The sequence below is a fragment of the Thioclava sp. NS-SX20 genome (assembly GCF_057380695.1).
Genome location: NZ_JBXXRY010000002.1, coordinates 125,942 through 151,077, shown reverse-complemented (window position 1 = coordinate 151,077; position 25,136 = coordinate 125,942). Strand labels below are relative to the sequence as shown.

General features: G+C 55.8%; 16 protein-coding genes and 2 tRNA genes. 6 read left to right on the top strand and 12 right to left on the bottom strand.

Annotated elements, in window-relative coordinates; genetic code table 11:
- Nucleotides 1-327: 327 nt before the first annotated feature.
- The 4 genes from AC2ISB_RS14350 to AC2ISB_RS14335 all read right to left on the bottom strand — a co-directional run bounded on the left by AC2ISB_RS14350 (nt 328) and on the right by AC2ISB_RS14335 (nt 5,563).
- Entirely contained in the window at nt 328-1,983 is a 1,656-nt protein-coding gene (locus AC2ISB_RS14350; RefSeq protein ID WP_486577001.1) for a DUF6119 family protein, read from the bottom strand.
- Nucleotides 1,980-3,320: a hypothetical protein gene (locus AC2ISB_RS14345; RefSeq protein WP_486577000.1), complete on the bottom strand. Its 1,341-nt coding sequence runs from the start codon at nt 3,318-3,320 to the stop codon at nt 1,980-1,982. Before AC2ISB_RS14345 ends, AC2ISB_RS14350 begins: the two co-directional genes overlap by 4 nt.
- A 626-nt stretch (nt 3,321-3,946) precedes the next feature.
- On the bottom strand, nt 3,947-4,306 hold the full coding sequence (locus AC2ISB_RS14340; RefSeq protein ID WP_486576998.1) for an ASCH domain-containing protein: 360 nt from the start codon (nt 4,304-4,306) through the stop codon (nt 3,947-3,949).
- A 438-nt stretch (nt 4,307-4,744) separates the two neighbouring features.
- Nucleotides 4,745-5,563: an alpha/beta fold hydrolase gene (locus AC2ISB_RS14335; RefSeq protein WP_486576997.1), complete on the bottom strand. Its 819-nt coding sequence runs from the start codon at nt 5,561-5,563 to the stop codon at nt 4,745-4,747.
- Nucleotides 5,564-5,639: 76 nt separating this feature from the next.
- Between AC2ISB_RS14335 and AC2ISB_RS14330 the strand changes: the two genes are divergently transcribed.
- Nucleotides 5,640-5,936, top strand: a complete 297-nt coding sequence (locus AC2ISB_RS14330; protein WP_486576996.1) for an ArsR/SmtB family transcription factor — start codon at nt 5,640-5,642, stop codon at nt 5,934-5,936.
- Between the two features lie 240 nt (nt 5,937-6,176).
- Here AC2ISB_RS14330 and AC2ISB_RS14325 read toward each other — a convergent pair whose 3' ends face one another.
- Entirely contained in the window at nt 6,177-6,950 is a 774-nt protein-coding gene (locus AC2ISB_RS14325) for an alpha/beta hydrolase family protein (protein ID WP_486576995.1), read from the bottom strand.
- 169 nt (nt 6,951-7,119) lie between these two features.
- Here AC2ISB_RS14325 and AC2ISB_RS14320 point away from each other — a divergent pair, with 169 nt between their 5' ends.
- Nucleotides 7,120-7,314, top strand: coding sequence for a hypothetical protein (locus AC2ISB_RS14320; protein WP_486576994.1), 195 nt, complete (start codon nt 7,120-7,122; stop codon nt 7,312-7,314).
- Nucleotides 7,315-7,753: 439 nt separating this feature from the next.
- On the opposite strand, the gene AC2ISB_RS14315 is transcribed toward AC2ISB_RS14320, so the two are convergent.
- Nucleotides 7,754-11,278 carry an AAA family ATPase gene (locus AC2ISB_RS14315; protein ID WP_486576992.1) on the bottom strand — a complete coding sequence of 1,175 codons (3,525 nt, stop codon included), beginning with the start codon at nt 11,276-11,278 and terminating at the stop codon, nt 7,754-7,756.
- A gap of 887 nt (nt 11,279-12,165) precedes the next feature.
- On the opposite strand from AC2ISB_RS14315, the gene AC2ISB_RS14310 reads away from it, so the two are divergent.
- The 3 genes from AC2ISB_RS14310 to AC2ISB_RS14300 all read left to right on the top strand — a co-directional run bounded on the left by AC2ISB_RS14310 (nt 12,166) and on the right by AC2ISB_RS14300 (nt 15,923).
- A complete protein-coding gene (locus AC2ISB_RS14310) occupies nt 12,166-13,080 on the top strand; it encodes a HamA C-terminal domain-containing protein (RefSeq protein WP_486576991.1) in 915 nt (304 codons plus the stop codon).
- 1 nt (nt 13,081) lies between these two features.
- Nucleotides 13,082-15,238: a DEAD/DEAH box helicase gene (locus AC2ISB_RS14305; protein ID WP_486576990.1), complete on the top strand. Its 2,157-nt coding sequence runs from the start codon at nt 13,082-13,084 to the stop codon at nt 15,236-15,238.
- A 493-nt stretch (nt 15,239-15,731) separates the two neighbouring features.
- The gene (locus tag AC2ISB_RS14300) at nt 15,732-15,923 is read left to right on the top strand and encodes a hypothetical protein (protein WP_486576988.1); all 192 of its coding nucleotides are present in this window, start codon (nt 15,732-15,734) and stop codon (nt 15,921-15,923) included.
- A 281-nt stretch (nt 15,924-16,204) separates the two neighbouring features.
- On the opposite strand, the gene AC2ISB_RS14295 is transcribed toward AC2ISB_RS14300, so the two are convergent.
- Nucleotides 16,205-16,294 (bottom strand) — tRNA-Ser (locus AC2ISB_RS14295).
- A gap of 385 nt (nt 16,295-16,679) precedes the next feature.
- On the opposite strand from AC2ISB_RS14295, the gene AC2ISB_RS14290 reads away from it, so the two are divergent.
- Complete coding sequence (locus tag AC2ISB_RS14290; protein WP_486576987.1) at nt 16,680-17,093, top strand: hypothetical protein; 414 nt, start codon at nt 16,680-16,682, stop codon at nt 17,091-17,093.
- 973 nt (nt 17,094-18,066) lie between these two features.
- Here AC2ISB_RS14290 and AC2ISB_RS14285 read toward each other — a convergent pair.
- From AC2ISB_RS14285 to AC2ISB_RS14265, 5 genes are all read right to left on the bottom strand, one after another.
- Nucleotides 18,067-18,142, bottom strand: a tRNA-Val gene (locus AC2ISB_RS14285).
- A gap of 335 nt (nt 18,143-18,477) precedes the next feature.
- A complete protein-coding gene (gene mqo, locus AC2ISB_RS14280) occupies nt 18,478-20,058 on the bottom strand; it encodes a malate dehydrogenase (quinone) (protein WP_486576986.1) in 1,581 nt (526 codons plus the stop codon).
- Nucleotides 20,059-21,451: 1,393 nt separating this feature from the next.
- Nucleotides 21,452-22,264: a sulfite exporter TauE/SafE family protein gene (locus AC2ISB_RS14275; RefSeq protein WP_486576985.1), complete on the bottom strand. Its 813-nt coding sequence runs from the start codon at nt 22,262-22,264 to the stop codon at nt 21,452-21,454.
- 1 nt (nt 22,265) lies between these two features.
- Nucleotides 22,266-23,675, bottom strand: a complete 1,410-nt coding sequence (locus AC2ISB_RS14270) for a M20 family metallopeptidase (protein ID WP_486576984.1) — start codon at nt 23,673-23,675, stop codon at nt 22,266-22,268.
- 289 nt (nt 23,676-23,964) lie between these two features.
- Complete coding sequence (locus AC2ISB_RS14265; protein WP_486576983.1) at nt 23,965-25,068, bottom strand: hypothetical protein; 1,104 nt, start codon at nt 25,066-25,068, stop codon at nt 23,965-23,967.
- Nucleotides 25,069-25,136: the final 68 nt, after the last annotated feature.

The following is a 25,136-nucleotide window of genomic DNA, read 5'->3' as shown; positions in this document are numbered from 1 at the left end:
GGTCAGCATGTGATTGGCAGGGACCTGGCGCTCCAGATCGAAATCGTAAAACAGCTGCGCCGGTGCTTCTTGCCTGCCCATAACGCCGAAATCCTCCCGTCCTCTCATAGTCGAGTGAAACGAAAGACTTCCGGCAGCGCAACAAAGACTTTTTCAACAGCATGGGCGGAAGGCGGACGTTCGCCGCGCTTGTCACGAATGACTGCAGTGCGTCAAGAGAACCAGAATTTAGTTAGTACATGTTGAGAATATGTTGTGTGAGGACCGCGCTTGAGGGCCTTAGGTTACTTGCCTACTGCCTTGGGGTGGTGGGGTTTAGTCTTTCGGTTATTCTATAACCTCCGCATCCTCTTCAGCGGCTTTCTTGGATCGTTTGGCTTTCGCCTTTGCGCCAGACTTCGGCTTCTCGATCCAGGCGAAAGCCCATTTGTAGCCGAGCGCGTGCAATTCGCGCGCAGCCTGGCGGAACGACACCAAGCTGAAGAAGGGGAGTTTCGGCTTATCAGATGCAGCAATGACGCTGTAGACGACGGTGAAATCACCACGGGTGAAGTCATTCCCGGAATTCGGAATGATGTCCTGGTAGCCGGTCTGTCCGGTTTCAGCCTGGACTGCGATCACTTCGTTCCGAACGCTGTCGCGCGACGGTGGGTCGGTCGCGAGGACACGTGCGGAGACGGTCCCTTGGCTGAAAAGGTGACTGAGTCGAGACGAGGACGTCTTGTCCTTAACGTGGATCAGTTGACGCTCACGGCCGAGAAAGTCGCAAGCTTCGATCTTGCTCGCAGCACCTGTTGGCTTGATGAGCCGACGGTCTAAGCAGATCATGTCCGCATCCAGACCGGCGACACGCTTGTTGTAGGTCTCTTCTGTCTCGTCAGCCTCAGCGGCAGGCATGTCGACCTTGCTTGTCGTGTCGAAAAACTCCTGTACCTCTTTGGCGAGGTTCTGGTCGATCTGGTACCAGCGGCCTCCAGAGAAGACGTAGGTCGAGCCATCGAGTTCTGTTTCGAACACGATGCATTCCCGCAACTTCCACTTCCCACCACAGTCGTGGCCATCATCATCGACTTCGTGGACGGTGTGATTGCGGAGGTCCTCGTCCGAATAGCCGGCTTTCTCGCGCTCCTTCAATGCGTCGAGGTAACCGGGCAAGTCGAGGTCGGCATAAAGCTGCCAGCTGCGAAAACCCTTGTAGCGGATGAGGCTTGATTTCTCAGGGTCGTAAATGACCGGAAACGCGAGGTGAATACCGTCGGCCTCGCCTTCGTCAACCGCCTTCGCCAAAGCTTCAACCAGCTTGGCGTCCAGCTTGTCGATCAATTCTTGCTCGCGGATGTGGCGAATCTGGTCGATCCATCCGAAGTCGGTCTTGTAGTCGGTCTTCTGGTAGATTGCATACGCGTCCGCGCAAGCCTTGGCGAGTTCCGCAATCTCAAGCTTTCGGTTGAGCGTCAGGCCGTCGGTCCCCGCCACATAGGAGCCGAAGCCTGCATCCTTGGGCGTCCCCGCCAGACCACGGACAAGGTCACGCTCGATGTCGATGGCGAAGGCAGTCTGATCGGAGCCCCGGCTGGTCTGCGTACGGCGGGAAAGGGTATTCTCATCCGGTGTCCGAACGTCCGCGCTTTTTAACTGCTTCGGGTCAACCGAGTTGAGGACGACCCGAAGCCCAAAATCCTGCTCGAACGCCGCAGGATCAAGCTTGACGTGACCCATACCAAAAGACACGGCGAACCAGCGCCCTGACGCCTGGACGAACACGAGTCCGAAGGCTGTGTGGTTGAAAACCTTCTTCTTCTCGTCTTCTGACAGTGCGAGAAACCCCGCCCATTTCGGTGCGCCGCCGCCGAGCGTTGCCAATGAAATGAGTGCGCCTTCCAGCTTGTCCCATGGTGTTAGGTCTACACCGTCGCGCACTGCGTCAGCGGGGGCGAGGCGATCTCGAAGTAGGCGAATTGCAAGCTTCTGAGTATTGCTCATTCAGCGGCCTCCATTTCGGACGCGTGAGGAGGCGAGGTGTGCTTGATGGCGATCGTGACGGTCTTCCCGGTTTCCAGCACCTGCCGGACAATCTCGCTGAGTACAGCGGATTGCTCTATCGACGTGCCTACCCACGATCCGGCTACGAGCCCGACAAACTCCGAATTGTTGATTCGACGACCGACGTTCTTGAAGGTCAGAACCTTGCCGCCGCGCGGTCCCTTGAACAGACCAGCGGCATCCGCTCGTTTCCATAAATCGAGAGGCAGATAGATACCCTTGAAGAGTCCCTTGTCGTCGGGGTTGAAGACGACGCGCGGACAGAACTTTAGGAAAAACGGATTGTCCGAGAAGCGGAACCCATCAGGGTGGCCACCGCTTGGGAGCTTCCTGAGCTCGGCCAGTAGGGTTTCCATCCGCTGAACTTCGTCGCAGAACTGATCCTTCGCCTGCCAACGAAATTCCACCTCGTCTTTGCGCTTCTCCATCGCCTTATATTGGACCATCACGAAGCTGCGGTAAGCTTCGTTGAAGTAGATGAGGTCGGCGCCGGTCTGTTGTTCGAGGGGCAAACGGTTGGCCATGATCACCGTCAACCGCTTCGACGAATCCTCTTCGCTCGCGAACACCTTCGAGCCGTAGTGGGTGGTCTCGCCCATAGCTTCAAAGCCCGGCACGGTCGAGAAGTCGGACAAAAGCATAGCATCTTCCCGAACCTGTGCGCCCGGCAGTCCATCAAGGAAGGATTGCTGTGAAGCGTCCGTCGGGGTCCACGCCAAAAGGTCGTCTCGCGACATGCCAGCAATCTCGAGTGCGAGGCCGAGCGTTTCCTTCTGGTAGGCGAGGTTTTCGCGGGCACGGGGCTCGAGCCACCGCAGCGCTTGGGCACGGCGCTCGGAATAGCGCGCCAGGCGTGGGCTGACGGTCTCATCGAGTTGCGTGATACGATCAACAAATGCGCCGAGCGACTTCGGCGGGAGCAGGCCGCCTGTTTCCAGGCGCTGCTTGACGTGCCGGGCAACGCGTATGTCGATACCAGCAAGGATCTCATCGAAGCTCACGGGTCGCTTCAGCGGTTGGAGTTCTTCGAGATTCAGCCGGACGAGGCCTGTGCCCGCTGACTGTCCTTTTCGTCCGCCGGCGATGTGAGTAATGAAGCCATCCTCGAAGGACGCGAAGACGGCAAGCGGCGCGCGACGGCTGTGATCGAAGCGCGAAACAGGCTCCGAGACAAAAGGTTTCGGCGAATAAAACGAACCGCCGTGTTCGGCTTCGTTGAGCAGCAACTCTCTCCTTTGCTTCGGTACCCGCAGAATGTAGCCACCAGCCGCCACCATCGTTTTATGTCCTTCTTCGTAGAGCGGGCGCCAAAGCAAAAAACTCCAAAGCATTAAGGCTTACGGTTAGCCGGAAAAGACCCGAGATTATAATCCAATAAGCTTGACTCGTATTGATGGCGTCCGCAACTAACTTTGGTCTTCGCGCCCACTCGAAATACTTTGAAAGTACCCAAGGTCTGCTTTTCGGATGCCGCGTTGCAGAGACTCTGGCTATGGCCAATGTCCGCGATGGGCCGAAAGTTTCCCATCTTTCAGCATTTCCTATTGGCGCGTAGCGCCAAGATAGCCCCTCAGGACAATAGAGAAAAGTCCCCCCTAAAGGGAATAAAGCCCCTTTAGGAGGGTTCAGATGCAACGCTTACGACTTTTCTCTATTGCCCTTAGGGACTATCTTGGCGCTACGCGCCAAGATGAAATGCCGAAAGATGGGAAACTTTCGGCCCTGTCCGGACATTCGCCAAGCTGGCTCCGCTGGAGCGCAGCTTCCCCAAACCGGCCGTCCGTGGCATAATGCAGCGTGACTCGGCAGCCCGATGTCGGCAATGCGGGACGAAGCCGCCTTTCGCCGCGTGACAGCAGTCCCTGGCTATCTGAAGTTCCGCGCAGCGGGGCGAAGTGGGCGTTCACAGCATTTGCAAATCGACGGGCACTTCATAGATTCCCCTCGCGGCGAGCACGGGCAGCGAACATGATATCGGGCGGAGGTTCGTGAGTTCCCATGCCAGCCAACCGTCTTCGTAGTAGCTGGCGCAAGCCGCTGCGATGTCTGTGCTGCGGAAGGGCCTCACAGAAGCAACCCTCACGACCGCAACCGCCTTCCCATCTTGATCCTCTTCGTCGTCAATGTGCAGAAAACGAGAATTTTCAACGATCAAGAGATCTTCGTCAGGCTGAAGATCTGGAACCCATCGCCTGACCTCTAGTGTTTTTTCGCCACACGCAATTCTGGCTCCGCCGGGGGCAACAATAGATAGGGCCTTCATACGTTTAGCCTTCAACTGATCTTTATCTCGGAGCTTTTACCTGCAATGTATTTGCCGAGCAATGACCGCAACGGGCTCAAACCGGTCATGCGGCGGCGCGGCGGCCCCATCACAAGGGCCGCGTCACCCTATCGACGCGTTTGGCCGATTGTGTTGAAAAACTCCCTCACCGAGCAATCACAGGGCTCCGACGAGAATTTCGTTCTGGTGGATGTCAGACTTTCCGCTCTGGCGCAGCATCTTAGCTCCAAGTTAGAACAGGCGTTCTGGAGTTCCGTGCCGTGTTGGAGCCGCCCGAGTTCTTCAACACAATCGGCCCATTGCGGACGTTCGCCGGGTTGGCTTTCGCCGCGACGCAGCTTCTCCAAACCGGCCGTCCGTGGCATCATGCAGCGTGACTCGGCAGCCCGATGTCGGCAATGCGGACACAGCGGCCGGTCAGCTATCTTTAAGGCCTTTCAGAACCGCCGCCACCAGAACCTCAGGCCTATCTTCCTGTACCAGATGTCCGGCCTCGGGGACTGGAACCACGGGATGCCCCGAGATTAAGGTGGCAAGCGCTGTGCCCTTCTCATATGGGATCCAGTTATCTTTCAGCCCCCAAAGCACGGTGACCGGGCATTCCAGACGGTCATAGAGCGCTTCGACTTCATCCGTGAACCGCTGGTCCATCTGGGCGATCTGCCGGTAGAACGCTGCCTGTCCCACCGAACCGAGCCACGGTGCGCTGTATATTTCCAGGGCCTCATCAGACAACGGTTTATGCGCTGCCGTCTGTAGATAGGCGCTCAGCAGCGCCTTGTGCATGTAGTCCGGCATTCCTGTGAATGCTGCTTCATGTCTGCGTACATGCTGGACGAAGGGCGAACCCCAGGGCGCTAGAGCAACCGCATCGAAGATCGTCAGCGAGGCATAGCGCAGCCCGTTCAGATACCACGCGCGCAGTGCCGTCGCCCCACCGAAGTCATGTGCCAGAACGTCGGGGCGTTCGAGGCCCCAGTCCTCAAATAATGCAGCAAGAACCCTGTTCTGCACGGCGAGTGACACATCCTGCCCCTCACGCATCTCGGACAAGCCATATCCCACCAGATCGAAGTAGTAGACCGTTCTGCGGTCGGCAAGTTCCGGTACGATCCTGCGCCAGACCTGCGAAGAAAACGGGGTTCCGTGGATCGCGACAAGTGGTGGCCCGTCCCCGATCCTGCCCCAGCGGACGGCATTGCCCTCGATGAGCGTAGTATTCGGCAGTTCCAGCATCTCAGCAACTCATATTGTCATTTAGCTAATTGACGATATGATGATAAACATGGACAGATCAACACAAATCCGGGCTATGGCAAGCAAGCCGCGACTGCGCATCCTTCGGCTCTTAGCCGAGCCGGGAAAGCACTTCGGCCACCAGTGGTCCGCCGATCCGGTGGAGTTCGGCGTCTGCATGACGCTGATTTCCGAAGCGCTAGCTGTCGCCCAACCCACCGCCAGCAGGCATCTGGATATTCTCCGGCAGGCGGGCTTCATCTCGGTTCAAAAACACCTGAAATGGTCCTACTGCAAACGGGACGAGGTCGCGATCAGCGGTTATCTGAATTGGTTGGGCCGTGAAATTTCCGCGATTTCAACATGCAGATAAGGGCTCGAAGCGGTCATGCGGCGGCGCGGGTCCCCATCACGAGGGCCGCGACACCGTATCGACGCGATCGGCCCTCTGCGGTCATTCATCGGGCCGGTCTACGCGGCGACGCAGCTCACCGAACCGGCCATTCGCGGCACTGTGCAGCATGACCCGGTGGCCCGATGCCGGCAGTGCGGACAAAGTGTGCTTTCGTCGCGGATACGTCAGCGCCTGCTCTTCGACGACCTTGTGATGCTACTACCCCAAAGATCGCTGCAAAAAAGACAACAGCAGTTCGTGGTGGTGATTCTCACCTTCACTCCCGGGAACATGTCCCTCGTGCTCATAGTAGTGGGCTTCAACAGGTAAGCCATTGGCTTCTCTTCGTTTATGTAGTCTTTTTGTCATTTCCGGGGACCAAGTCAGATCTTTTAGCCCAACTGATAGGAAAAGCGGGCGAGCGTAGCACTCTATTTTAATCCGCTCCGACGGTAAGAGTTTGTCAGACGATCCGTTCCATGTCCAAGCGCGCCGAGACGGGTCCCACGCCTGCCAGCCCGGATCGCCGCTATCTCGAAAACCGCGCGCATCGAACGCGCCACAGATAACGTCCGGAGCGGCCAAGCACGCCACGGCATCGGGCTGGCCTAGCATATCTTCCTCGCCCATCAAGCTGGCCAAGAGCAAAGCATGTTCTGCTCCGCGTGATACGCCATAAACGGCAACTTTCCCGTTGCATGCCTCGAAGTTTCTAAGAGCTGAAAGAGCACTGACGGTTTCGGTAAGTTCTACGTCTTCGATGTGGCCTGCATTCCATGCGTTGCCGCCTTTTGAGTAACTGTGCGGGTAGCATAAAAAACCGTCCGCTGCGAGCATTGCAGCCGTTCGATGAGACCATCCTGAAACACCGCCTTCGGAGCCATGAAGGATCAAGAGGCCCGGAAATTTGCCCTCTCCTGAGGGGCCGTAGGTGGTTCCCCACTTTGGCAGAAAACGTCGCTTAATATTTGGGTGCATGCGGTCCTGTTCCAAAAATCAGTCTGTTAGGAGCTTGGTTAACAGACATTCACTTCGTGCGCAGCATCAATCAGTCCGGGCTCGAAGCGGCCATGCGGCGGCGCGGGGGCCCATCACGAGGGCCGCGACCGCCAAGGCGCCGGGACGTGCATGGCCGAGCGCATTGATCAAGGAGGCCATCGGAGTGCCCGCGCATGATCTGCGCACGCTGGTCGCAGACACCATGCGCTGGTATGACCCTGATACCGCTGCCAATATCATTTCCGCACATCTTGGCCACAAGTCCCAAGCGGCAGGAGAGGCCTATCGGTCATTGGCAGACGGGGACTCCGCGGCAAGATCTTGGACGGAAATGCGCGAGAAGCTGCTGCAAACCTGAGTGTGATCAGGATGAATTTGATCGTGCCCCAATCGTGCTTGTCAAATTCGACCCACAACAGACCTTCGCCAAGTTCTTTTTCGCTGCGGTGCCGCATTCTGATAACGGCTTTTCGTCGCATAGTGCAGCAATACTGGGAAGACCGATTTTAGTAATGCGCGGAACGCTGCCACCACTACACGACATTCTTTGGTTGCTAAGAGGTTCTAATCGCACTTTTAGATAACTGTCTCATCTCCACGATCCCATCTTGATCATTAAACCGCATCGATTTCCTCATTAGGCTCGCCCCCCCTTGCCGGCACCTGTAGGCTAAGAGGCAAACGTCCGAAAGAAGAGATCTTGCGCGAATGATTGCCTTAACGGCAGATTTTGTTGGGGAGCGAAGATACATTCAACGCAACCTTGCTGCAATCGCAGTAATTCAACCAGAAAAACCTTAGAGTAATATCAGCTTGGCAAGTCGTTCCACCTCAGTCATGTCAAGTCCTGAACCGGCAATTTCGCGTGTCTCGATCAGAACATCCCCACTTGCACTCTCTTCGATCGGCCGTATTCCAGCGGCGAGATAGGCGGCTCGTTTCGTCTTCCAGCGCGCAGCGTATTGCGGGTCAGACAGCATTCCGAGGTGCTCCCAGTAGTATGTGACGCCAGACTCGTCATCGGCAATGGTGAAGTCTGGCCAACGAGTCTTGCCGTCCAATTGCACCGGCTTCTCATAAACGTAAGCGATGCCCATGCCATGCAGCTTCTCGGCAATGGCAAGTTCAGACTTCGATCTGACGAATTCGCCCCTACTCGTGCGATGAAGAAGGTTCTGGTCGAGAAATCGGGGCCCCGAGCTTGTTTTGACCTCAACCGGGCCCGGATCATTGAAAAGATCAGTCATTCTTCGTGCGATCTCAGACGCGGACGGATCTGCGTAGCGTCGTAGCGCTCCCAGCTCCTCTTCGTGAAGAATAATGAGTTCGTCTTTGTGGCGAGTGATGGCGGTGTAGAGCAGCTCTCGAGAGAGCGGTCGGCAGTTGCGAGGGAGGACGAGGTACGATTGTCCGAACTGGCTTCCTTGAGTCTTGTGTACGGTCAGAGCATAGGCAAGTTCAATATCGGGAGAACTCTCCTGACCGGAGAACTCGCTTGCGTAGTAGGTGAATTTTATTCCCGGCTGACTCGCGAACTCGATCTCGAGATCGCGAGGGCGAAATTTCATATTCTTTGTCTTGTAGCCCCCAACTACCACGCCGATATCACCATTCGCGATATAAGGCCGCTCTTGACGCGGATATGTCCGTCGGCGGCCGTTGTTGTTCAAATTGATGACCTTGTCGCCCCATAAAATGCCCTGTGGCCCGGCGGGCTTTGGAAACTTGGCATATCTCGTCAATGCTCTTTCCCGGACCTTGCTCCGGAAGCGCCTCTGGACAGCTAAGTTAATGGCTTCGACGCCTGATAGACCTGCACGAACTGGCGACAGGATCTGCCAGTCATGCGATTGCGCTGCAGCGCCGCCTTTGGTCTCGCCAACGCGCCGCGGCCAGAACAACATGTGGCCTTCCCAATCGCTACCACCGATGCTCCGTTCGAAACCGTGCTGATCCGATCCATTTGCCAGTTTCAAGCCTCGTACTAATTCTTCCGTGAGTACGGGCTCCAACTCACTGGGCAGATTCCATCGGGCAGTTCGGACGTGCGAAAGTTTACCAAGCTGGAGAGCATCCCAAACCTCATCCGCGCCCGCATCGAGTGGTTCACCACTGAACTGTCTGGCGAGCAGCACGTCCCCCCTGTCGCGGCCTCTTTGCCGTCCAATGATCGTCAGTTCGGCGTATCCTCGGACGACCTTGGGGAAAATCGGTTTTGTTTCGTCAGGCGCCAGATGCCTGCAAATGTCGACAAAAGGCCTGCCAGCCCCAATAGGTGGCAGTTGGCGGGGGTCGCCGACCAAAATAAGCCTTTCCACACCCTCAATTGCGTCAATGAGCGCCGCGAGCTGATCTTCGGTGAGCATCGAGCATTCGTCTACGACCACGGAGCGATAGCCTTTCTCGCGTGGCGCGTCTGGGTTGCGGAAGTAGCGACCACTCGATCCATCGTAGCGTTGATGACGTTGCAGGAATTGCGCCAGGGTCATACCTTCGCCCAGACGCTCGGTGGCCTCTTCCAAGCGAACGCGCGCTTTACCTGTTGGAGCGAGCAGAAGGACGCCGCCCGCCTTTACCTCTGCGAGGTCGCAGATAACCTTAAGCAGCGTAGTTTTGCCCGATCCTGCGGGTCCGATCAGCACGGAAAAGCGCCTCGACATAAGTTCTTCAAGCGCGGCGGTCTTCTCCTTTCGAGCCAACTCTTCAGTCTCGGCATTAGGGCTGGTATCCATGTCGGGTAGGGCATCGTCCACGAGCGCACGCCAAGCCAAAGATAATTCATGTTGTTTTCCATACACCCGCTTGCGTACTGCATTGGCAATCACGGTGCGTGCCGAGCCGTAGCGCCTTAATTTTAGCGCGGGCTCATGCGACGAAGTTTGAGCCTCTTCCAATGTTTCTGCGAGATGGGCCGCCGCCATGTCGAGTACATCTTCATCCACCGCACAGCGAGGCTCTAAGGTGGCAGCAAGGGCGCGTCGCACGATCCAGGTCCGAGGCAGCAGGGTATGACCCTCTAACTGCACCGCCCGCTCAAGTAGGTTGGTCACAAGCCCTCGCACGCGGCGGCGGTCGATACCATCGGTCATGGCCGTGCCCGGCGGCAGCGGACGCTTCACGCGGACCACGTCTGGTGGAAAAACGCCCCGGTCTACAATGCCAAAGGCCACGCGATCAGCCGCAGCTTCGTCGCGCTCAAACAACAAATATGGGTTCGTCAAGATCTCAGCATCCGTAGTCTCTTCTGAGTAGGCTCGCTGACTTGATTGATAGGCCCTTTGCGCTTGTTCAGGGGTAAGGCTGCACCGAGCAATCAGGTCGAGAAGCTGCCGTCGAGGTTTAGGCAGCCCCCTCCACTTCTCGCGATAGGTGGAGCCAAAGCCAAAGGTCTCTGCCTGCGGGAATAATTTCGGCTCGGCGGCGAACCCGTCGATGAACGAGAACGCGTCGAATACTTCGCCTTCCTTGCTCCCGGTCGTCGCGATTTCGTGAGCAAGCAGGGCCCCATGCTCGAGCCCAAATGCCGCCAGTGCGCTACCGAGCCCCGGATGGATTCCCCTTGCTGTCCAAAGGCGGGAAACTTCACGGTCAATCCAAGTAAGCGCGGTCGAAATGTCCGTCTCGATCACGTCTGCCGATGCCCTGAGAGCGGCAGCACAAGCGAGCAGCGATGCTATGGCGCCATCATGGCCCAGATGCTCCGATCCGTAGGAGAATGCATCGAATTGATCATCGGGCGCGAACGCGACGCACTCTTCGATTGCGAGGCCAGCGTCGGCGTCTGCTGCGGCGAGCACATCGTAATAGGGCATTAGGAACCCATCTGCTCCATCGGGTCGCAGACTATGTCGAACGCACCGTTCCCAAAGGACGCCTCGCAGCTCCCCCGGCGTGTCGTACGCGTACTCTGTGAACTGACCGATACCTTTAACGCGCGCTGCTCCAATGATGACACGGCTTGAGCTCTCGGAGAGGGGAGTCTTCTTCGCGTAAAAAAAGCAAAGGGATTTTTCGGGCTCCACCGCGCCGAAGAAAGTGTCCAACATGATGAGTTGGTTGGTCTTATCTTGCACCCAAGCTGTCTCAAAGGAGAGCGAGGGTTCGCGTTCGGCCTCGTAACCGATGCGCAGGGCTGTGGCCTTCCCGACCACCCCTGATTTTTCATCGCCTTCCACGTTGGACTTCAGCATCCATCCGAAGGGAATGCAGGCGGCTGAATAAGCTTCGAGCCTAAGGGTGGTCTCGCCGAAATGACCATGGCTCTGAGGGCTCGACACCTTATACGGATGCTGTTTCCTTAGAACGAAATCGTGATCAGCCATGAAGCTCACCCGCTCGTCAACACAAGGTGGTAGCTACAAGGCATCCAAGTCCTCGAATAATCGCCCACTTTGCTCGTGCTGGTATTCACGGCGTCCCGCGGCTATTCGACTTAAAACGAGGCAAGAGGTGTTCGCTGATGGCGAGGTGCACACGCGGCCATTCCAGCCTCCGTCATGCCAAGGCACGCGTATTGTCAGATGCTGAGATGCCAGCTTCCTCGATCCCGAAATCATTTATCCCCACATCAGTTTACCGAAATATATTTTTGGAAATCCGCGGCAGCCTTAAAGGAGGCTATACGCGCTTGTGGCCCCAACATTGGGCGCAAGTCTACATCTTGCGCTGTCAATTGGAAGGCGGCCCGTCCAAAATCTTCTTAAAAGGCGCTTGCCGATTTAGCCCAGTTCCTTGGATCATCTCCGGATGCAGCCAACCGGTAGGTATTTCGCGCCTATCTACTGCACATTACAAGCATCGGGACAAAGGCCCACGCGTTCAGCGTGCGGATCGTTGTGTGCAGACCTCGCAGATCACCCGAGGCATACCGAGGGCCTTAAGGCCGCCATCCAGAGTGACCGTAAGTGTGCGGCACCGAAGTTCCCACGAACCGGTCATTCGTGCAAGCTGCAGCCTTTAGAGCAATTCAAGTTTTGCAGTGCACCCATGCCCATCAAGACCCTGTGGAATAATGCTGCTCACCCGAAAAGATGGCCGATGTTAGACCGATGCCTTCAACCTTAAATCGTTCAGAAAAAATGCTTCACAAGCCGCACAACGTGGAGCCACTTCAAGGGCTTCTATTGCAACCTCCAAACAACTTAAGCAAAGTGACGATAAATTTGGGCTTTGTGAAGGCTTGCCCGTCGAAGCTATCGAGTAGAACGCAATGACAATTAGTTTTGAAATTTTGTTTAGTGACGAAATTGGTTCATTCTGCGACCACAAGGACCTTGGCGTTCCGCAGAATACCTTGCTAAGTCTGCTCAATGACTTTGAAGATGGCCGCTGGATGGAAACTAAGTTTAATAATTTCATCTGGGACCATGTAGCACTAACAGCCCTGTCAAAACGCGAGCGAGATGCACTTGCGGGCAAGTCGCAGACAGGGCTGACAGCCGCTGCAAGAAATTTAAGACTGACTGATAAAGACCCCATCGGTGAGGGAAGCGAAATTGCAGAGATTATCCTATACGGAATCATGAATGATCACTATGGAGCCCTACCCGTGGTCCCGAAGATCTTCTACAAACAAAATAGCCAAGACAATGCAAAGGGTTCGGATGGCGTTCACATCGTCATAGATGGCGACGACTTTACCATCTGGTTTGGGGAAGCAAAGTTCTATAACTCCATCGAGGATGGACGGTTGGATAGCGTGATTGCTTCCGTGCTAACATCATTGCGCACTGACAAACTCAAGAAGGAAAACTCGATCATTACGAGCGTTCAGGATCTTGACCTTTTGGGCGTACCTGCCGCGGTTCTTGAAAAAATCAAGCAAGCGTTAAGCTCATCAAATTCAATCGACTACCTCAAGCCCAAGATTCACATTCCCATCCTCTTGGTTTATGAATGTAGCATAACTGGATCGTCCCGTGAAATGACCACCCAGTACCGCCAAAATATCTTGGAATTTCATCACCAGAGAGCAGAGCGATATTTCTCGAAGCAATTCAAGAAATCGCACGAAGTTCACAAATATGCGGACGTCCACTTTCATTTGATACTCCTACCCGTCCCGCAGAAGAAAGCGATTGTCGACAAATTCTCCAAGGCTGTCGAGTTCTACCAAGGTATTTAATATGGATATTTTTGAGTCTTGCCAAAAGGCAAACGACTTTCTTGCGCAGGGTCAAGAGAAGGCTGCGCGCAACATATTAATTCTCCTTTTGGACTCCTTGTCCAGATCTGGAGAGCCGTATCCTGAATTGCTAAATCAAATGCTGAGGGAAGCTGGCCTATATCCTTACATGCAACATTCGACTTCGAGTTGGGATCAGCGTTTCTTGATAAGAGCATTTTCTTCCCAAATTGGGCTATCTCCAAAAAATAGGCTGACCTTACATCGAGAGCAATCCCGCGTTCTGCGTCTTCTTCTGGAAGGAAAGAGTGTTTCCGTAAGCGCCCCAACAAGCTTCGGAAAGAGTTTAATTGTAGATGCGTTTATAGCTGAGAATAAGCCAAATACTGTGATGATCATTGTTCCGACGATCGCACTGATGGATGAGATGCGGAGAAGGTTGAACCGAGGATTTGGCAGTTTATATCGAATTGTCACGACAACGGATGCTACACTGAAAGATCGAACGATCTACGTGTTTCCTCAAGAGCGCGCACTCTCTTATGTGGGGAAAATCGACAATTTGGATTTGTTGATAATAGATGAGTTCTACAAGATAAGCTCAGCCCACGACAGAGAGAGGTCCGCAGCGTTATACAAGGCGGCTTTGAAGTTCTCGCCGCTTTCCAAGCAACGATACTTCCTTTCACCCAACATCTCCCGCCTGCATGACAATCCAATTACGGAAGGTATGCAGTTTGTTGAGCTCCTAAATTTCAACACTGTCTACCTCAGAGAGCATAACCTCCACCGGGGGATTAAGAGGGATGCGAGCAAAAAGTTTTCAGCAATTCAAGAGATTTTTTCCAGAGCCCCTGGAAACACTCTCATATACGCAGGATCATACACGGAGATCGACAAACTCTCGAAGTGGTTCAGGAAGGTAAGACCTGTAAATCCCTCAGGGATTCACTTCGATTTTGCGAACTGGCTGGCTACGAATTACTCGAGGGATTGGCATCTCCCGCATCTTGCTGCCCGCAATGTCGGAGTGCACAATGGAAGAATGCATCGATGCTTGTCTCAGTTACAAGTAAAGCTATTTGATCTCAAAGAAGGTGGATTGGACGTGCTTGCCTCAACGTCTTCAATAATTGAAGGCGTCAACACGAGCGCACAGACCGTTGTCGTATGGAACAACAAAAGCGGCGGGCGCAATCTGTCCAGCTTTTCATACAAGAATATCGTCGGTCGGGGCGGCCGAATGTTCAAGCATTTCGTGGGTGACATATACATCCTTGAGAAGCCCCCGGAAGACAAGGACACGCAGCTTGAGGTTGACTTTCCAGAATCGATATTGGGCGGATTGGACGCCGAAAAAGATAAAGATTTCCTGTCAGACGGTCAGAGGGCGCGAATTGGTGACTACGATTCTGAGATGGATGACCTCTTGGGAGCTGATAATTACCGCAAGGTTAAGTCGGGAGGGCTTCTTTCCGATAGTGATGCGAACTTCTTGCTTAATCTCGCACGTAGCATGAAAAGTCAGCCTGGCGATTGGAACGGGTTCTCTTATCTCAACTCCAATAGGCCGAGAGAATGGGACACGACTATTTACAAGCTTCTCCGTCTGAAGCCAGCGGCGTGGGAGGGTAATCACAGAGATACCGTTAGGTTCCTTCATGTTCTGTCTCAGAACTGGACGCTGGATATGAGAAGTATCCTCCAAAGGGCTTCCCAAATTGACGTTGATGTTGAGAGATTCTTCCAGTTGGAACGAGTAATAAGCTATAAGTTGTCATCTCTCATTTCTGATGCAAACGTTCTTTATCAGTGCATAATCAACGACCGAGTTGACGTGAGTCCATTTGCAACACGTGTCGGACACGCTTTCCTACCAAAGCTGGTGTATCAACTTGAGGAAGTGGGCATGCCACGAGTTGTTTCTCGAAAGATTCATGATTCTCAAATATTTAACATGGAAGCCTCCGATGTCCCGCTCGCGACGGCATGCCAAGAAATATCGCTGATTGGGGCAAATCGCCTTGCCAAAGAAATAGGGGCATCTTCCTTTGAGGCATTTATTTTGGATTACTTTGTCGAAGGCGTGACTCCGGAACCAATAGATAGCGCACCGATTCCGAATAAAGGCGACGAAGGCCCGTCGTTTTTAATGTAGTTCACAGCCAGCACTGCTGCCTTTGACCGTAAGCGGCGTCTGGGCCCCACCTTCTGTATGACCCGTTAAGCTGCAACTCCGCGCCTGAATGATATCGGGCGGGAGTTTCGCGATGGCGACTACGGTGGAGTTTCTCAGTAACCACCCGATTGTCACCGCCTGCCTGATCTTGGGCGGACCAGCTATGAGACGTGCATAACGACGTCTCTTATGCGGGGGGCAGGTCAGTCCATAAAAACATGATTAAAAATATTCTTGCGGGAACCAATAGCACCGAGCGCATCAAAGAGAAAAGAGGCGGGCTCAGCATCTCCATGCGCAGACTGGGTGTCGCGCATGAAGATGCTGTCCCTTTGGGTGTTGAAAAGAGGGGAGAAGCGAAAAGACGCGAAACGTCAGCTCTTGCCTCAGCTATGCGCTGTGCTCTTCCGTGGTCTTAGAACTCGAGGCGTTGCTTGCAGCCGTAGAAGGACGCATCGCTGAGGGCACCTCCATGGTCCCGTTCGAGACGAATGACAGGCTGATTGTAGGACGCGAAGCACCTTACCTCGTTAAACAATATGACACCGCCGCGGAGGCACTGCGCAAAGATCGTGCAATGCTATTGGAAATGCAGCGTGCCGTTATCCAAGTGCTGGATCTCTCGACAGCAATCAACGTCACCAAGGAGCTTCTGACCAACTGAAAAACGTCGGCGCCTTCATCAGGGGCGCCCTCTTGACGATCACAAGCATTACGCGACTTTCCTTGCGGGACTGTAGGATCATCCGGCGACTGGCGCGCCGGCATTCCACCTCTTTGCTGTAGCTGTCGGCGGACATCATGATCACCTTTGCAGGCGGGATATCAAAGCCGATCTTCTGGGCCGATAAAATTATCCACAGAAAAAATGTGGCACAAAAAGTGGCACATTTTGTGGCACAAATGGCCCCATAGGGGTTAAGTAATTGATTTTATTGAATTAAATGGCGGAGACGAAGGGATTCGAACCCTCGATACCGTTCCCGGTATACTCCCTTAGCAGGGGAGCGCCTTCGACCACTCGGCCACGTCTCCGTTGACCCGTATAGCCGACCAACTCTCGGATATACAAGAGCAAATTTTAGATTTTGGACAAAAAGACAAAAGCGCCTTCAAGCCTCTGAAAATGCCGAAAAACACCCAGATTTACGGTACTTTTAGTCAGGATCTGACCGTCTCCACAAGGTTGTATTTCGCGCGGAGTTTATCCCCACGGTGATCAATCGCACAATAGGTCCTCGGCTCTTTGCTCATGGACTTGAAAAGCTCCGCCAGAATTCGCCGCTTCTATTTCTGAGACGTCCAGAACGATCCCACCTCCTTGTCAGCGCAAAGGAGGTCTTATGAAGCACTCGGATTCACGCAGCGGCGAATGTGCCGCACGTCACAAAAAAGAGGCTGCAATAGAAGCTGCGAAGCTTTGCGCAGCTATGCCCGCGCCTTATCGCGTCAGACGCTTAGAAGCTTCACACAACAGGAGTTACGTCAACGCTGGCGGCTTGGCCCTGACACCGTGCGCGCAATTCTCGCTTCGGCATACCCAAACGTCAGCACTCTACCGAAGTCTTTCGATCTCCTTGAAGTTCTATCGATCGACGGCGTCAACGATCCGATCAGGGAATGGGTCGACACAACAGATCTTGGTCGTGCCATTTTTTGCGCTGACCTTCTGACGATGGATGAATGGCGAGAGACCGTCATTCGAGAGACGAAGCTTGATGCCTCCCATTATCACCGTGCGCTCAAAACGGGGAAGCACCCTTCTATTCGCTTAGGCAAATCTTATCGCTTTCGTCCAGCGCACGCTGTCCACGAAAGGAAAAATCAAAAATGACTCGAGGCGACAACGCCGACATTCAATGCGCCTGACCCGCTCAAGAAAAGGCACAAAAATTATATGCTTAAATCGAAAAAATGACACTTGTGGATACCGGTCATGGTTCAATGGTCCGGCAGCCCCGTTGAGCTAAAATACGCAACAATCGCCGATTTGACTGCGCTTTCTGCATATCTGCCCTGAGGGTCGCCCTTCTTCATCACTTGCTTTCGATAGAAGAAAGGACGTCCCTATGCTTGAAACCCATCAGTCATGTAATACGCCGCTAACGCCGCAAATCCTACTCGTAAGCTGGAATGCCGGTCTTTATAGCGCGTGTTGGGCAACCTCGGTCCAGCCACGCAAAGTTGCGGCATTGCGCAAGGCCGCGGCAGTTTTTCGTTGGGCCGGAAATATAACTGATAATGCGGACTCTCCTGCTTAAATTGATGAGCTTCGATATTTTGCCGATCAATACTGTACGACAGAACCGTTACCAGCACGGTGCAAGCTGAAATCTTCCAAGCACGCCCAGAAGTGGCTCAATGAGTATATTTCCGTGTTACGCGTTGGAGTGACGAGGCGTACGCTCAATACCCTTACCCCAAGTTTGTCGGACGATTGGAAGACTCTCTTTGACCATCTGAGTGGACGGACGTCCGGCGTCACGATCCTCGCGAATCCTGAACTAAGACTTGTCTTGGATTGCCCGCAGCTTTGTGACACCGCAGGGCTTAGGATATGCTCGGCGCGGGAATCCCGATCGAGAAGGTCGCACAGGTGCTCGGCCGCTCGAACGTGTCGGCAACGTATCGGGTCTATGGGTGCTTCCTGCCGAACCAGATGCAAGATGCCGTTGCGGCGTTAGATTTCATGAACCTTCGGCGCGGATAGTTCTCTGATTTTTGACGGATCCGACGATTTTGGGTTCACGGAACTTTATAAAGCTTCGTTGAATGCGTCCTATAATCATGTAAGTGATTGTTTTACATGGTGGGCGGTGAGGGACTCGAACCCCCGACATCTTCGGTGTAAACGAAGCGCTCTACCAACTGAGCTAACCGCCCGCCTGAAGGTGCTTCTACCGACAGTTTCTTTGCACCGCAAGAGCATTATGTCGTAAAATATCTGAATTTCCGGCATAGGTTTCAGGGGGCATACCTGATAGAACGTCAGTCGCAGCCCCGCAGACAAACCGACCCAACCCCATATTTTTAAAGGGACTCTTCGGTAGGCAGGCCAGCGGATCAACCGCCCTCCCTGGCACAAAAGACCGGATGGCGCGGGGCGCACATCGGATCTGGCAGGTGGGTGGGACATCACGCGCGCCTGCATATGGAAATCCCCGCCTTCCGGAGGGAGGGCGGGGGGTTCCGGTACGCTATGCCGCGCAGGCAGGGGGTCAGGCCGCCTGCGTTTTCAGCTCGGCTTCCGAAGAAATCAGGAACTGATCGATGAAGTTACGGATGTCCTCGACAGGAGCATCCAGCAGTTCAAGCACCTTGCCGGTCTCCGACCATTCGCTGGCGATCAGATCGGGGCTGTCTTGCAAAGATTGCCCGTAGCTCGGCACGATATCACGCAGCTTGGCCTGCCATGCGGCGCTGGAGACACGCTCGGGGAAGACCTGATCCAGCAGCTTGAGCATGATCGGAGCGGCCGTGGACGCGCCCGGAGATGCGCCAAGAAGCGCCGCAATCGAGCGGTCCTCACAGGCTACGATCTCTGTGCCGAGTTTCAGCTGACCACCGTTTTTCGGGTCTTTCTTGATGATCTGCACCCGCTGACCGGCCTGCCACAGGTGCCAGTCCTCATCACGGGCTTGCGGGAAATAGGCACGTAGGGCTTTCATCCGGTCTTTCTCCGACAGCATCAGCTGACCGGCCAGATATTCGACCAGATTGAAGTTATGCACACCTACCTGCATCATCGGCACAAGGTTGCGCCGCGTAATCGAGGACGGCAGATCCCACAGCGACCCCTCCTTCAGGAACTTGGTCGAGAAGGTCGCAAACGGACCGAACAACAGCATGTCCTTGCCATCAATCACCCGACGGTCGAGATGGGGCACCGACATCGGCGGGGCGCCGGTCGAGGCTTTGCCATAGACCTTGACGTTATGCTTGTTCACCACGTCGGGGTTTTCGCACACAAGGAAGGACCCGCCAACGGGGAACCCTGCGTATTCGCGGGCCTCGGGAATGCCGGACATCTGCAACAGCGGCAGCGCACCGCCCCCAGCCCCGAGGAAGACAAACTTCGCGTCGACGATCTGCTTGTCGCCCCCATGCGAATTTGTGCACACAACGCGCCAGCCCCCCTCTTTGCGACGGCGGATGCCGGTCACGGTGCGGCCCGTATTCAGTTGGAAGCGCGGACTGCTTTCAAGGAAGCGGATATATTGGCGGGTAATTTCACCATAATCGACATCGGTCCCTTGCGGGGCCCATGTGGCCGCCACTTTTTCGTCGGGGTTCAACCCTTCGCCCATGAGCGGTGCCCATTTGGAAATTTCCGCATGATCGGTCGAGAATTTCATGCCGGCAAAAAGCGGGCTCCGCACCAGCGCCTCATAACGCTTGCGTAGGAAATTTACGTTTTTCTCGCCCCAGACAAAGCTCATATGGGGGGTGCGGTTGATAAAGGAGCGCGGATTGGTCAACACGCCCTGCCGCACCTGATGGGCCCAGAATTGGCGCGAAATCTGGAACTGCTCGTTAATCGACAGCGCCTTCTCGATATTGATCGTGCCGTCTTCGGCTTCAGGCGTATAGTTGAGCTCGCACAGCGCCGAGTGGCCCGTGCCGGCATTGTTCCAGCCGTTCGAGCTTTCCGACGCGACCTCATCCAGCCGTTCGGTCAGCTCGATTGTCCATTCCGGTTCCAGCTCATGCAACAGCACACCCAAAGTTGCGCTCATGATGCCGCCACCAACAAGGAGTACGTCGACCGAACGGTCTGCGGTTTTGTTTTTGAAATCCATGATAACCGCCCCCTTCGCGGATCCGATGGGGCGAAACTATGAATTTGGCGAAAGGATGCAACCGCCGCGTTGCAGCATAAGCGGCCCGAGAATTCCTGAACAAAATTGTGAGGAAACGCAAAGTCTTACGGCTAAAGCTATGTTTGGGAAGCATTTTACTTTGCAAAAGCAGCATCGCAAGTTGGATCTGAGATATGCGTTTCACGCCTTATCTGCAAATCCGCTATGCATCAGGCGGGCAGCTCTTGCCCGTTATGGGGTCTGCGTCAGCTTGTCGCAGCCCGTGATGCTATCGCTAACTGACCGGACTCGTTTCATCTGGTCATAAAAACTAACCACCGAGCCAGGGTCACAAACGAATCATTCAGGGCCACAAAGATGGAAGTCGCCGTTCCACCTTTCAATGACACAGATTGTCGCATGCAATTGCATACCGAAACGGAGAGCACAATGGATGACGTGCCATTTTGTGTAGAACCGTCGCCTTCAGCCGAGCAAGACCTCGGTCACGCCGCGCTTCGTCGAACCGCTTGACGCGATATGGCAGACAATGTGACCTTGACGTAAAAGACGAGGCCCCGCCAAGCGCCGTCATGCCACGGTATGCAACAGGCAACTCGGCGCGGTGCCCTATATCAACATCATCGCGTTTGACGTTGGGATTTGGAGAAGGTTGCAATTCTGGTCACGCTCTTCAAATCCACAGACAGGGAAAAGAAGACCGATCGTGTCAATTAGATCCGATAGTGGGTCGGCGATACGGGTCAACGGAGACGTGGCCGAGTGGTCGAAGGCGTTCTCCTGCTAAGGGAAAGTCAATTTCCTCAAAAATGTCATAAAATCAGTTAAATATGAGAATGGCGCGCGGGCAATGTGGTGTAAGCGCCGCGCGCCATTTCCGCGTATCTTCCGGTGTATTCGATACACGCAAGAGGATGCATGGAAGACAACGGATTTTGTGAAGGGGCTGGGCGCGACGCAGGCATTTTACACGATGCTTGCAGGGCATTCGCGTGGGGCGACAATGGTGGCGCGCGGCTTGGGGCTTAATGCGCATGCGGCTGAATTCGACAAGAGCAAGGAAATCAATCTGGCACGCGCGGATCTGCGTGGCGGCCCGGCGCTGCGGTCTGGATGCCGCGTGGGGCTAGTCGGTTCAGCATGTCGTCTAGTCTTCATCAAAATGTCACCAGCCCCACAGGTAAAACCCCACAGACGGCGTGTACTTTGTAGCAATTCTCTGCACGGCCTTGCAATAAATCCACCCTTTAATATGCTGATTTTACTGAATTTAGGTCATTCGCTGTAAAACAATTCGTTCTGGAGATGGGTCCGATCTGCGTTGCAGGCAGGTCAACGCCCCGCGCGGTGGCGGGGCGGTTCTTGATTGCGGTTACCCCATCAGGGCCTTGCGCAGCATGTTTCCGGCAAGCACCAGCACGGTCAGGGAAAAGACCAGCCGCAAGCGTTGGGGGCTTAGCCGGTGCGCCAGTCGCACGCCGAAGGGCACCGCAATCAGCGAGGTGACCATGATCATTGCGACGGCGGGCAGGTTGACATAGCCGACTGTGCCGGGGGGCTTGCCGGTCAGGTGCCAGCCCGTCAGCAGATAGGCAATGAAGCCGGGGATCGAGATCAGCAATCCGAAGCCGGGCGAGGTGCCGACCGCACGATGGGGCGGCACGTTATAGGCGGTCAGCAGCGGCACAGTAAAGCTGCCGCCGCCAATTCCCATCAGGGCCGAGAAAAAACCGATAAGGCTGCCATAAAGCGCGGCAAGGCGACGTCCGGGCAGGCTGTCGGACAGGCGCCAGCTTTTCTTGCCCAGCAGCATATACAGGCCCAGACAGACGCCGATACCGCCAAAGATCACTTGCAGTTCATGGCTGCGCAGGCTGGCGGCGGCCAGCACGCCCAGCACCGATCCTATCGCGATGAAGGGCCCCCAACTGCGGATCAGCGCGAGGCTGACGGCGCCGCGCTGGTGATGGGCGGTGACCGATCGCAGCGAGGTGACGATGATGGTGCCTGTCGATGTGGCCACGCAGATCTGCATCAGCTGTTCGGGTGCATAGCCCAGCCCCTGAAAGACGTAATAGAATGCGGGCACCAGAATGATGCCATCCCCCACGCCAAGCAGGCCGGAGATCAGTCCGGCAACAAGCCCTGCGACACCGATCACAAGAACAAAAATCAGAATATCCATTTCAGGTCGGGGCCTTCGCGGTCAGGGGGACAGGCGCACCCTGTTCGGCCAGATCGGAGAATAGCCCCGTCATGCCGATAAGGGCCTGTCGTGAAAGGGATTTCAGCACATGCTCATTGGGCGCATGCTGGTTGCATCCCGCATAGGAATGGGGCACCCAGATCGTGGGCAGCCCCAAAGCGTCGGAAAAACAGTCATTGGGGAGAGAGCCGCCCAGATTGGGCAGGATATGCACGGCTTCGCCCGTGCTGCGGCCGAGGGACTCTGCGGCAAAGCGCACCCAGGGGTGGTCCGGGTCCAGACGTGTGGCGGTAAAGCTGCCATGGTCGGTGTGCCGGATGGTGACCTTGTCGAAGCCTTGCGCATCCAGATAGCGGCGCAGGGCGGGCAGGATCTCGCGGGCCTCGGTTCCCACCACATAGCGCAGCTGGCAGGTGGCCCGTGCCTCTCCTGAAATCGCGTTCAGCGGGGTCTCCGGCACGCCCGACACCATCGCCAGCACGGCGAAACTGTTCCAACCGAAGACACGCTCGGCCATGCTCAGACTTTCCTCGCCCCAATCGGGATCAAGGGGGAAGCCCGACTCTACCGGCGGGAGGGCCGCCAGAACCTCGCGCAGGCGCGGGGTCAGGCTGTCGGGGCGCCATTCCGGCACACGGATCTGGCCGCGCGCATCGGTGATACTGGCCAGAGCATGGGCCAGATAGATCGCGGGGTCAGCCAGAAGCCCGCCGAAATTGCCCGAGTGATGGGCCCCTTCGCGCAGCGCGACGACCAGCTCGAACATGATCGCGCCGCGCGCGCCGGTAAAGATGGTGGGCGCTTTGGGGGACAGGCGCGGCCCGTCCGAGGCAATCAGCACATCGGCGGCCAGCAGTGCCTGATTATCCTCACAAAACTGCCGCAGCCCCGGCGAGCCGGTTTCTTCGCCGGTCTCGATCAGCACTTTCGCGTTGAACCCCAGCCGCCCTTGTGTGGCGATCACCGCCTCTAGCGCGCGGAGATTGATCAGGTGTTGGGCCTTGTTATCGGCGGCACCGCGCCCATAAAGCCGGTCCCCCTCCTCGATAAGGGTGAAAGGGGCAAGCCCGTCGCGCCACTGGTCTTCCTGCGCCCGCACCACATCGGCATGCCCATAGATCAGCACGGTCGGCAAGGCGGGGTCTTCACGGCGACAGGCCACCAGAAACGGCCCCGCCTCGGGATCGGGGTTGGCATGGATCGTTGTTGTGAAGCCCATTTCCGTCAGCATCGGTTGCATGGCCTCGTGCAGATAGGCATGCAGATGGGGCCTGCCGCGCGGGGTCTGGCTTTCGGTCGGGCGGGCCACCAGTCCGGCCAGATCGCGCTGGAATGTCCCGTTGTCGAAATAGGCGCTGATCCGGGTTATGGCGGCGTGGCCGAGTGTCATGAACTGCCTCCTTCGTCGGTCGCGGGCCTGCCGCTGCAAGGCGGACAAGGGGGTCTTCTGCCGGAGGGGGCCACGGCCATACGCCTGGCATCCGGTCTTTCACCGCAGAGCATAGGCGAAAGCCGCAGGCTTGGCCAAGGCCGGAACGGGCCGGATTGCCCGAAAGCGCGGTCACAGGCCCGTGTGCCGGAACACAGGCTGGATGCTGCGGCGGCGCGTACTCTGCGGGGCCGTCCGGAAAAGGGTCTGCAGGCCGCGCCCGAGGGGGCCGCCTGCAGACAGGGCTTGCCTAGAATGTATAGGAGAAGATCGCCTTGAAGGTCTGGTTGCGGACATTGCCGCGGAAGCCGTCATAGCGCACATAGGCAAGGTTGAAGAACAGGTCCTTGCCGATCTGCCGTCCCAGCCCGACGGAGCTGTAATAGAAGTTCTGCTCGTTCGAGTAGCTGTCAAAACTATTGACGAATTCATGCTTGAGACCGAATTCAAGCTGCGGCGACCATGCGCCCGGACCGTAGACGGGCTTTTCGAAACGCAGCGTGGCCATGCCTTCGCTGTAATGGATTTTCTGTTTGTCGACCTTGGTGCCGAGGCTGTTGATGGAGGAGGAATTGGTCAGCTCCTCGATGGCAAAACCCAGACGCGGATGCATCAGCCAGCCTGCAGGCAGAAAGCCGATCTCGGCATCGGAATAGGTGCCCACAAGATCGCTTTGCCAATAGGTCAGGGCGGTGTGCTGGCGGTCGGTCAGCGTGGCAAAGCCCAGCGGGATTTCGCTGCGTGCGTTGCCCCATTGCGCGACAAAGCGGTTGGCCAGCGCCCAGTGCTCGTTCATCTTGTAAAGCAGGTCACCCCGAATGCCGCCCCAAGGGTTGTTGATCTTGCCGTCATTCTGCTTGAGATTGGTATGGGCATATTGCGCGATCGCGCCAATGCCCCATGTCAGGTTGTCGCTGGGCATATTGAGATATTCGACAGTCAGCGTGCCGATCCCGCCGCTGGCATAGGCCAGATCGGGCGAGGCCGAGAAGCCGTTCAACGACAGGTTCGTATAGACCATCGCGTGATCGCTGATGCCCACCAGCGCCGAAATCGGGACCTCGGCCGTCGAGATATTGTCCCGATAACCGGACAGGACGCCGGAATTCTCGGCCTGATTGAAATGCAGCATGCCGTTATTGATCTTGTCCTGCGTGATGCCGAAAACCTCGTTGCTGCTCCAGATCGTCAGCAATCCGGCATGGCCGAAGCTGCGCTGGAAACGGGATGTGATGGCCGAGCGTTCCGTTTGTGCTCCTGTTGTCCGGCCATCCGGCATATCGGCGAAAACGGGGGCGGCTGTCATCAGGCCGATTCCCGTGGCGACTGCTGTCAGAACAGTAAGTGCTTTCATTATTTCCTCCCTGATAGTGACGATGGTCTGGCCGCTCTCCTCCCCGAGGCGACCGGTTTGCGGACATG